The sequence below is a fragment of the Trueperaceae bacterium genome (genome assembly GCA_019454765.1).
In the GTDB taxonomy this organism is placed as follows: Bacteria; Deinococcota; Deinococci; order Deinococcales; family Trueperaceae; genus JAAYYF01.
This window is the reverse complement of record JACFNR010000044.1, coordinates 15,008-24,878: the sequence shown is the minus strand read 5'-3', so window position 1 is coordinate 24,878 and position 9,871 is coordinate 15,008. Positions and strand designations below refer to the sequence as shown.

The window sequence follows — 9,871 nt, the reverse complement described above, 5'->3', positions numbered from 1 at the left end:
TCATAGTGGCCGGCATGTTCCTGCCGATGTTCTCGATCATCGGGCAGTTGAGCGGGTAGCGCGGTGTAGGCGGGTAGTTCAACCTGTGAGTTGGGTACTTCGATCTGTTAGTGACCTGTGAGTAGCACGCGACTGTATTTGTGAGTGAGCCCAGTAAATTCAAGTCTTTGGGCTGGCCGTGTGGTCCTGGAAGCCGTGGTCGCCCGATGGCAAAGTGGTGCGGGTTAAGGGTGTCGCCATCAACGGTGTCGTCCACAAGCATAGCCGCTCAGGTTCTGTACTCCAGCCGCTTGTGGGTGCGGGTATTCGGTTCAAGTGAGATCTAATCGAGTTGCGCTTGGTCGCATCGCTGAGGCGGACGCCGCCCTAAAGCTCGACAAGGCGAAGATCGCGTTGGAAGCGAGGCTGGACGGCAAGTATCTGATCCGTACCAGCGGCGAGCACCTCAGCGCCGAGAACGTGGTGCGGGGTTACAAGCACCTGCACTAGATCGGGCGCGTAAACCGCGACTTGAAGCACACGGTGGACGTTAGGCCGGTGTACCACCGGCGCGGTGATCGCATCGAGGCGCACGTGCTGGCTGGCGCTGCTTCTGATCCGCATCGCGGAGAACGAATCCGGTGAGTCCTGGCATCAGTTGAGGAAGATTTTCCGGCAATTGGCCACAACAGGGCCTTCAGCAGACGAGCAAACTCACCACTGATATGACTTCCTGCTGATCTCTCCGTTCATGTGAAGGTGGCTGGCCACCAGTGGTAGTGGGTGTGCGCGTGCAGCAGGTCGCGGCGTGATCTGAGGTAGGCGCATTGGCGCGCTACGCCCTCCCACAGCGCGTCGATGCTGAGCGCCTGGCCGTTGGCCACGCGCGCGTCCACCAGCGGCCATAACCGCTCCGCGGGCTGCGCTTGTGCAGGGCCCCTCCAGGCCGATGGGCGAACTTTACGGCGTCACCGGATTGGAGCCGATCACCGAAGCGGACTATGACCGCATGATGGACGAACACCTCAACCCGAAGCGTTGGCCCTTCCACCGCGTAGCACTGGCCGGAGTTCTCTGCTCAGGACTCGGGCACCCCCATCCACACGGTCCGGTCGTTCGTGGCGAGGGCACCGCACATGACGCGCGCGGGTGCCTTCACCTCGCCGACCCACTAGCTGGCATCGAAACCCTGGGTCATCACGGCGGTCACGTCGCGGGCGGTAAGCCCACCAATCTCGGTCAGCACCAGCTGGCGGTGCGGTTGCGGGACGGCGCTTAGGAGCCCAGAGAGTACCTGCCCCCTGAACGCGTCCGCAGGCAGGCCAGGGACCATCTCGGCCGTCGCCTCGCTCGAGGCCCGCTCCTTACTGCGTCGGGTCGAGGTAACCACCGTACGGGTAGGTGATCGGCAGGTTCGAGCCGCCTATCACCCTGGTGGGCGCCACATCGCCGTCCAGCGTGGAGGCGAGGTCGAACACCTTCACGTTGTTGCCGTCCGCATCGATCACGACCAGGCGGTCGTTGCCCGCGTCGTAGCCCAACTGCGACGGGCCCACGAACTCCGTGGCCGGCCCACCGATCGACCGGGAGGGCGTTACCGTCCCGTCGGCGGTGGAGGCGGACGAGATCACGTAGATGGGACCCTCCGTGTTCTGGTCCGCTAGGTAGAGCTCGTCGCGCGTGGCGTCGTAGGCGGCGCCCCACAGGTAGTTCAGCAGGCCGCCGGGGTCTACCGTGAAGAGACGGTCGGGCTGTGCCTCACCCGTCACCGTGGAGACACCGTCGTAGACCGCCACGGTGCCAGCGTGGTTCGAGACGAACAGGCGGTCGGAGGCGGCGTCCACCCGTAGCCGGGTGTCGCTATCCAGGAATATCGGGTCCAGCGAGGTGCCGGCGATGATCCTGGTCGGCGCTTGGTCCGCTGGGGCGGTGGACGCGCCGTCGTACGCCAAGATGGCGTAATCGACGGCCGCGTACAGGATGTCGCGGTCGGCGTCGTACGCGAGCCCGGAGACGAAGTCGTGGGAAAGCGTGTCGAAGGCCGTGGCAGTGACAGTGCCCTCGACGCCGGAGATCGCCGAGACCCGGTAGAGCGCCGGTAAGGTGTTGTGAGTACTGATGAAGCCGATGTCGAGGGCAGGCGCCATGGCCATGTCGTAGAAGTGGGCGCCCGCCATCCCGGGGAGCGTGAAGACACGATCCGCCGCCATGTTGCCGTCCACGAAGTCCATGTCCTTGTAGACGTGGATGGCGTCGTTGTCCAGTATGTAGAGCGTGCCGGGCGCCGTTATCGTCGCCTCGGCGCTCGCGCTGCGAGCGGCGTTCGTAGCGTCCGTCGCCGTGACGATCACGGTGGGGTCGGCGGGCACGCGCGCCGGCGCGGTGAACTTCCCGCCGACCACCCAGCCCGCCTCGCTAGTTCCACCTTCGGTGCCGTTCACGTCCCACGTGACCGCTCCGGGCATGTTGCTGACGCTGAAGTCGATGCTCGTGTCGATCCGGACGTTCACCGGCCCGGCGGGATCGAGCTTGGGATCCGGGAGCGGCGTGCTACACGCGGTCAAGAGCACGAGGAGCGAGACGGCAGCGAGGACCGCCGCACCGGTTGTACGCATCTGGGAGACGAATCTCATAGGGGCATGCCTCCGGGGATAGTGATGTCCACTACGATGCGCTTCGGAGCGGCCCTCAGGTAGTGAGAGAAGCTACTGTGCGCGCGGACCGGGATGGGCCGTGGGTCCCGGCGTCACCCCGGTGTCACTCCGCCGTCGCCCCGCCGGCCGTCTCACCAGCTAGTCGACGCCGAGCACCGGCATGCCGTCCACCCCCGGACCCGCAGGTCCGCCGCAAGTTCGGTCATCTGCTCGCTCCACGCGTCGGTAGGCCGCCTCAGCACGAGGGACAGACCGAACTAGCTACCCACTTGCCGGCAGGTACGATCGCTGACAGGGTCATGCAGGCCTCGACCCCGTGACGCGGGAGGTCGTGACCGTCCTCGGCACGGGCGCGCCGGGATGGGAGGACGGTGCGGCGGAGCGCTTCCACGAGCCTGGCAGCGTGAGCGTGGCGGGACGACTCCTGCACGTGGCCGACACCGACAACCACGTGATCCGCTTGGGCGACCTCGGAACCGGCCAGGTGCGCCTTGCCAGCACCGGCCCCGCGGTGCTGCCTGCGGACTCGAACGTGCGCACGGTCAGCGGGCCCGGGTACCCGGTGACTCTCGAGTTCCCCGTCGACTTCGCGGCGAGGGAGGCGAGGTTGCAGGTGGACGCGGTCGTCTACTACTGCCGCGAGGTGAGGGCCGAGCAGCGCCCTGTCACGGACAGCCGCGAGCGGCGCCGCTAGAGTGCCTGGCGACCGGACATCGTTCCGAACGCGCGCCTCACCTGCTGCGTCGTCGCTCCGCCTTCTCACCACCCCGCGCCCACCAGCGTCCCGGATCGCCGTGGCCGGATCAACGGGCCGGTCGGGGGCGCCGGTGAATGGGCAGGGTTGCCGCCGGCTCGTGACCGAGGTCGCGGCCCTACGCACCCGCCGCAGGGGACGTCGCGTTGGGAAGGACGCCATGAAGCAGCGATGGTTAGCAGCAGTCGTAGCAGGAGTCTTACTCGTCTTGGTCGCAGCTTGCGGCGGACCCAAAGGCGCTGGCCCCGCCATCACGTCGTTCGCGGCCGATCCCGCCACCATCGAGAGCGGTGGCCAGAGCACCTTGTCGTGGGTGGTCAGCGGCGCCACCAGCCTCGAGCTAGAACCGGGCGGTGTGGACGTCACCGGCAAGACGAGCCAGGTAGTCGCGCCCGTCGTCACGACCAGCTACACGTTGACGGCGACGGGCGCGGGCGGCTCGAGCAAGGCGAGCACCACGGTCACGGTGGGCGGAGGCGGGTCGACCGCGTCCGCCACGGTGCGTGCGGCGCAAGGAGGCTCAGTCGAGTTGGCCGGGGCGCGCCTCGACATCCCGTCGGGGGCGCTCGACCAGGACACGGTCGTCACGCTGGTCATCAGCGACGCTCCCGCCGCGCAGGAGTCGAACCCCCTGAAGCCCGTGGGGCCGCGCGTGGGCGTCGATCTAGGCGGCGCGGCGCTCGTCGAGCCGGCCGCCCTCACGCTTCCCTACACCCCCGGCACCGACGTCCTATACGTAGTCACCGAGAGCGGTAGGTTACCAGCGGCCGACGAGATGCCGGGCACGCGCGTCCACGCGGCCACGCTCGCCGGCGAGGGTGCCGTTGCCAACGTCACGGGCCCCGCGACCTACGAGGTGCAGGCCATAGCCAACGCACCGGCACCGCAGGGGCTCGCTCCCGCGGCGGAGGGGCTAGGCGACGTCTCGCTGCAGGTGCCGTTCTACTGGCAGGCCGGCTACCCGTGGTGCAGCCCGACCTCCACCGCCATGTACCTCAACTACTTCCAGGTCCTGCCGGGCCTCGCCGGGACGGCGGTGGCGCCGGGCGGATTCGTCAGCAACTACGCGCTCGCCGGCTCCGTCGGGCAGGACGCCAACAGCGGCTCCTGGCCAGTGTCGTTCCTGCAGGCCGCGACCGTGCCCACCGACCTCTACAGCTGGCTGGTGTGGGACGCCGACCTGATCCCGAGCGCGCCCTTCACGAGTTACGTGGTGCTCGCGACCACCGGGGTCTTCGGTCTTGCGCCCATGCGGCCCGTGCTCACGACCTCCGACAAGATCAACCACGCCTTCGTCATCACCGGACTCAGCGCCAACGGCATCTACATCAACGACGGCAACGCTCGCTGGGCGGGCACGCACCCGTCCATGACGTGGGATCAGTTCAGGGTCCAGAACGAGGTGGGGACGAAGGTGAACGAGCTCGGCACGCTACTCGTGCTGGCCGACCCGCGCCCCGAGAACGCGCGGCGGGGCTCGCTGGAACTGGGGCCGCGCACGGCGGAAGACCCCGCCCGCACCGTGCGCTTCGAGAACCCGAGCGACGCTCTCATCGCCGACTGGGCGTGGGACGGCGTGCCCTACAGGAGCGGCTACTACTTCCTCGACGAGACCAACCCGACGACGTGGCCGCTGGACGCCGAGTACGGGCGCGTGCTGCCGCGCTCCAGCCGGTTGCAGGTCAGGTTCAACGTCGTCAACGTCACAGAGAACCTCTACGACTACGACGTGGTGGCTCGCCTTTACGTGGACGACGCGTTCAAGCTCCAACGCCAGGACACGGTGAACGTGGGCGAGTACAGCCGCGCCGAGGTGGACCTCGACTTCGGGAACCTGGCGGCGACGGTGGGCGCCATCACCGCACCCGTGACAGGGCGCGTCGAGCTCGACCTCAGCCAGGGCGGGGTCCTCCAGGACGTGAAACACGTCTCCTTCCGCCTCGGGCCGGACCCCACGGGCGGGATCACGGTCGACGTGCCGCAACCCTCGATCCTGGTGGACGGTCAGCGCGTCGGCTTCGTGACCCTCCGAGGCGTGCCCATCACCTTGCAGAGCCGCACCTACGACCGCTACGTCCAACCGGACGGGCCCGTCCCACCCGAGCGACTGAGCTGGAGCGAGGGCGGGACCTTCATCGCCACCGGCGCCACGTTGACGCGAGCCTTCGACACGACGGGCGATCACGTCATCACCCTGACGGGCACGGGCGAGTACGGGGCCACGGCCAGCGCCGGCGCGACGGTGAGGGTCATTGACCCCGTGCGGGTGAACGGCGAGGTCGTCATCGATTACCCCGCTGACGGCACGGGCATCGGGGTCACGGCCTTCGGGCCCATCACGGTGAACCTGGTGGGGCACGCGACCTACTCGGACGGCACGCCGGTCCCCGGCGACCGCCTCCACTGGACGGGACCAGGCGGCGAGGACCTGGGCACCGGCTCGGGCACGGTCACGACGGTGCCTGGGTTCTGCAGCACGCACAGCTACACCTTCGGCCTGACCGCCCGGACCGTGGACGGTAGCCCCATAGGCACCGATTCCACGACGATCCAGGTCTTCGGTCCGCCATGTTGATCCGACCGGAGGGTTCGCGGCCGCGGCCCGAGCCGACCCGGCCGTGGCGCCTGTTGGGCGCGTGCGCGCTGGTCGGGTTCGTGACCGCAGCCTGCGGCCCGAGCGGTCCGACCAAGGCGACGGTGAGGATCGAGCCGGCCAGCCTGACCATCGCGGCGGGCGCCGTGGAGCAGACGTTCACGGCCACCGTCACGGGTGGGGACGCCGTGACGTGGACGTTGGCGGGGGTCGGGCGCATCTCGCCCGTCACCGGGTCCAAGACGAGTTACGAGCCGCCCGGCAGCGTGCCCGCTCCCCAGACGGCGACCCTCACGGCCACGACCGGCGGCGCGAGCGCGAGCGCGACCGTGACCGTGACGCCGGTATCGGCCACGGCCGGGAACCTGAGCGTCTACCTCGACGGACTCGTGGAGCCGGGCGCGCGGGGCGCGGTGACCGTCGACGGCCCGGACGGTTTCACGGCCTCGTTGAGTTCGTCCCGCACGCTCCTGGACCTGGCACCCGGCAGCTACGTGGTGACGGGCACAGCGGTGCGTGTGCGCCGCGGGAACCTCGACGCCGTCAGCCGACCCAGCGTGATCTGCCCGCCCCCGGCGGCGGTGGCGAGCGCCTGCCCCGTGACCGTGGTGGCCGGCGAGACCGCCCGCGTGCACGCCGTCTACGAGGTCGACGAGACGACCGGCCGGCTCTACGTGCCGGGCTACGACCAGGGCGCCGTGGCAGCGTACGCGGCCGATCGGCTCGGGGCTACGAACAGCGAACCGCCGACGCTGCTGCTGGGCGGAACGCCCTCCGCGCAGGGCGTCGCCTTCGACGCGAGCGGCGACCTGTGGGTGACGGACTGGGACCACAACGCCATCCGCGAGTACGCCGCGTCGCAGCTCGCGGCGTCCGGCAGCCCCGAGCCGAGGGTGACGCTCACGTTCGGCGGCCTGGCCAACCCCACCGCGCTCGCCTTCGACGCCTCGGGCGCCCTGTGGGTGACCAACCGGGGCAACGCGACGATAGTGCGCTACGACGCCGCTCAGCTGGGGGCGAGCGGTTCGCCGACGCCCGCCGCCGTCATCGCCGACGACGGCGGCGGACTCCTCAACGGGCCCACCGGCATCGCCTTCGACGCGGCCGGCCGGCTGTGGGTCGCCAACGCCTTCAGTCGCACGCTGTTCCGCTACGACGACCCGTCCGGCCTGACGGGCACCGTGACGGACCCGCCCGACGCCGTGGTGGCGTCTTCCGGGTTCGTCGGGCCGCAGGGCCTTGCCTTCGCCGCGGACGGCGCCCTGTGGGTCGGCGACGAGACGACCATCATGAAGTTCGCGCCCGAGCAACTTCAGGCGTCCGGCACCGTGACGCCCGCGGTGATCCTCGCCGGGCAGGGTGGTGTCGGCGGAGTCGCCTTCGACGCGGCGGGGGACCTCTGGGCCACCGACGCGGGCGGCCGCCTGTTCGCCCTCACCCCTGATCAGCTGGCCGAGCCGGGAAGCCCAGCGCCCACCGTGGTGCTCACCGGCTTCCCGGGCGTGAACCTGGGGCTGTTGGCGTTCTACCCGCCGCCGGCGGGCTCCCCGTTGGCGCAACCGGCGCTGGGGCCGTTCCCATGAGCCCGACCTGCGGTGGCCGCCCGCTCCCGACCAGGGAGGTCGGCGTCAGGCGGTCGGCCGGAGCCACCGCAGCGTCATGGCGTTCACGGCCACGACGATGGTGGAGACGCTCATGAGGACGGCGCCGGCGGCGGGGGAGAGCAGGACGCCGAGGGAGGCCAGGGCGCCCGCCGCGAGCGGGATGGCCACGGCGTTGTAACCGACGGCCCACCCGAGGTTCTGCACCATCTTGCGGTAGGTGGCCCTCGAGAGCCGGAGCGCCGTGATGACGCTGCGGGGGTCGTCCGCCACCAGCACCAGGTCGGCCGATTCGATGGCCACGTCGGTGCCGGCGCCGATGGCGACGCCCAGGTCGGCGGCCAGCAGGGCCGGTGCGTCGTTGATGCCGTCGCCCACGAAGGCGGTGCGGCCCGTGGCCTTCAACTCGCGCACCCGCGCGGCCTTGTCGGCCGGCAGCACGCGGGCGTGGTAGCGCGCTATCCCCAGCTCCCGCGCCACCGAACTGGCGACGGCCTCGGCGTCGCCGGTGATCATGACGGGTTCGATCCCGGCGGCCGTCAGGGCCGCGATGGCGGCGCGGGCGCCGTCCCTGATGCGGTCCGCGAGGCTCACCACGGCGAGCACGCGGTCCGGGCCCGCGAGGCAGATGGCGCTCTCACCACTAGCCTCGGCCCGTTCGATGGCGTTCTCGAGAGCGGGGGCCGTGACCAGCTCCCGCTCGCCAAGCCAGTCGGGGCTACCGACGCTGTACCTCACGCCCTCGACGGTCCCCGTCACGCCGCGGCCGGGCGCCACCTCGAAGTCGTCGACCGCCGGCAGGGTGAGCCCGCGCGCCGCGGCCGCGGCCGCGATGGCCCTGGCCAGAGGGTGTTCGCTGCGCGTCTCGAGCGCGGCCATGATGGCGAGGGCGCGAGGCTCGGGGAGACCCGCTACCGCCACCACGCCGCCGACCTCGAAGGCCGCCTCCGTCAGCGTGCCGGTCTTGTCGAAGGCGACGACGCTGACGTCGTGCGCCCTCTCGAACGCCTCCCGGTTGCGGACGAGGATGGCGTTGGCGGCGCTCACGGCGGTGGCGTTGACCGTCACCAACGGGATGGCCAGCCCCAACGCGTGCGGGCAGGCGATGACGAGCACCGTCACGGTGCGGCCGATGGCCTGTTCCAGGTCGCCGGAGGCGGCGAGCCACGCGACGAACGTGACCAGTCCGGCGCCGACGGCGACGTAGAAGAGCCAGCCGGCCGCGCGGTCGGCGAGGCCCTGGTAGCGGCTGCGCGCCGTGCGCGCCTCCTGCACCAGGCGCTGGACCTGCGAGAGGGTGGTGTCGCCGCCCGTGCGCGTCACGTTCACCGTCAGGGCGCCCTCGCCGTTGACCGAGCCGGCCACGACCTCGTCCCCCTCGGCCTTGGGCACGGGGCGCGCTTCGCCCGTGAGGAACGCCTCGTTGACGCTGCTGCGGCCCTCTGTGACGCGCCCGTCGGCGGGCACCTGCTCGCCGGGGCGGACGAGGATGTCGTCGCCGCGGCGCAACTCGGCGACGGGCACGTCCTGCACCGCGCTGTCCGCGAGGCGGTGCGCGGTCCGTGGGAGTAGCGACGCCAGGTGGTCGAGCGCGCTGGAGGCGTTCTGCACCGCGGCCAGTTCCAGCCAGTGACCTAGGAGCATGATCACCAGCAGGGTGGCGAGCTCCCAGAAGAAGGGCATGCCAGGGAGTCCGAACGCCACGGCCATGCTGTAGATGTAGGCAACGCTGATGGCCAGGCTGATGAGCGTCATCATCCCAGGGCGCCGGCCGGCGAGCTCGTGGCGGGCCCCGCGCAGGAAGACCAGGCCACCGTACAGGTAGATGATCGTGCCGAGCGTGGGGTTCACCCAGGCGGCGCCCGGGAGGCTGGGCGCGCGGTAACCGAACCAGCCCTGCACCGGCTCGCTGAAGTAGAGGATGGGTAGCGTCAGTACCAGCGTGAGCCAGAAGCGGTCGCGGAACATGGCCGGCGAGTGGTGGGCGTGCGGCCCGCCCTCATCCTCGGCGCCATGGCGGTGGGGCTCGGTTCGCGGTTCGTGGTGGGTCGCGGAGTGCACCGTCGGCCTCCTCTTACCCCCTCCCCCCGGGGGTGGGGTACTCTATCACCCTACGCTCCGCATCCGTGTCCACCCCGCACCCCGCTCGCCCTACCCGGCCAGGCAGGCAGCCAAGGTGCCGAGGCTCACGACCGGACCGCCAGCGAGCACGCGCCGGCGCAGGTCGTCGACCATGCGGCGCGTCGACTCGTTCCACCGCTCTGGCGGCAGCTTGTGCTTGATGGCCAGG

8 protein-coding genes are annotated in these 9,871 nt (G+C 70.3%); 4 read left to right on the top strand and 4 right to left on the bottom strand.

From position 1 onward, the window contains the following. Window positions 1–315 precede the first annotated feature (315 nt). On the top strand, window positions 316–489 hold the full coding sequence (locus H3C53_11165) for a hypothetical protein (GenBank protein MBW7917227.1): 174 nt from the start codon (window positions 316–318) through the stop codon (window positions 487–489). Window positions 490–728: 239 nt separating this feature from the next. Here H3C53_11165 and H3C53_11160 read toward each other — a convergent pair whose 3' ends face one another. Together H3C53_11160 and H3C53_11155 are read right to left on the bottom strand one after the other, a co-directional pair. Further along, window positions 729–875, bottom strand: coding sequence for a hypothetical protein (locus tag H3C53_11160; protein MBW7917226.1), 147 nt, complete (start codon window positions 873–875; stop codon window positions 729–731). A gap of 468 nt (window positions 876–1,343) precedes the next feature. Further along, window positions 1,344–2,612, bottom strand: coding sequence for a hypothetical protein (locus tag H3C53_11155; GenBank protein ID MBW7917225.1), 1,269 nt, complete (start codon window positions 2,610–2,612; stop codon window positions 1,344–1,346). Window positions 2,613–2,949: 337 nt separating this feature from the next. Here H3C53_11155 and H3C53_11150 point away from each other — a divergent pair, with 337 nt between their 5' ends. The 3 genes from H3C53_11150 (at window position 2,950) to H3C53_11140 (ending at window position 7,563) form a co-directional block, all read left to right on the top strand. Further along, on the top strand, window positions 2,950–3,327 hold the full coding sequence (locus H3C53_11150; protein ID MBW7917224.1) for a hypothetical protein: 378 nt from the start codon (window positions 2,950–2,952) through the stop codon (window positions 3,325–3,327). A gap of 268 nt (window positions 3,328–3,595) precedes the next feature. Next, window positions 3,596–5,962, top strand: a complete 2,367-nt coding sequence (locus H3C53_11145) for a hypothetical protein (protein MBW7917223.1) — start codon at window positions 3,596–3,598, stop codon at window positions 5,960–5,962. Between the two features lie 122 nt (window positions 5,963–6,084). After that, a complete protein-coding gene (locus tag H3C53_11140; protein MBW7917222.1) occupies window positions 6,085–7,563 on the top strand; it encodes an NHL repeat-containing protein in 1,479 nt (492 codons plus the stop codon). 45 nt (window positions 7,564–7,608) lie between these two features. Here H3C53_11140 and H3C53_11135 read toward each other — a convergent pair whose 3' ends face one another. Together H3C53_11135 and H3C53_11130 are read right to left on the bottom strand one after the other, a co-directional pair. Beyond that, window positions 7,609–9,549 (bottom strand): copper-translocating P-type ATPase, encoded by a 1,941-nt coding sequence (locus H3C53_11135; GenBank protein MBW7917221.1) that lies wholly within the window; start codon window positions 9,547–9,549, stop codon window positions 7,609–7,611. Window positions 9,550–9,732: 183 nt separating this feature from the next. Next, the coding region (locus tag H3C53_11130; protein MBW7917220.1) for a hypothetical protein at window positions 9,733–9,871 on the bottom strand (139 nt) is incomplete at its 5' end.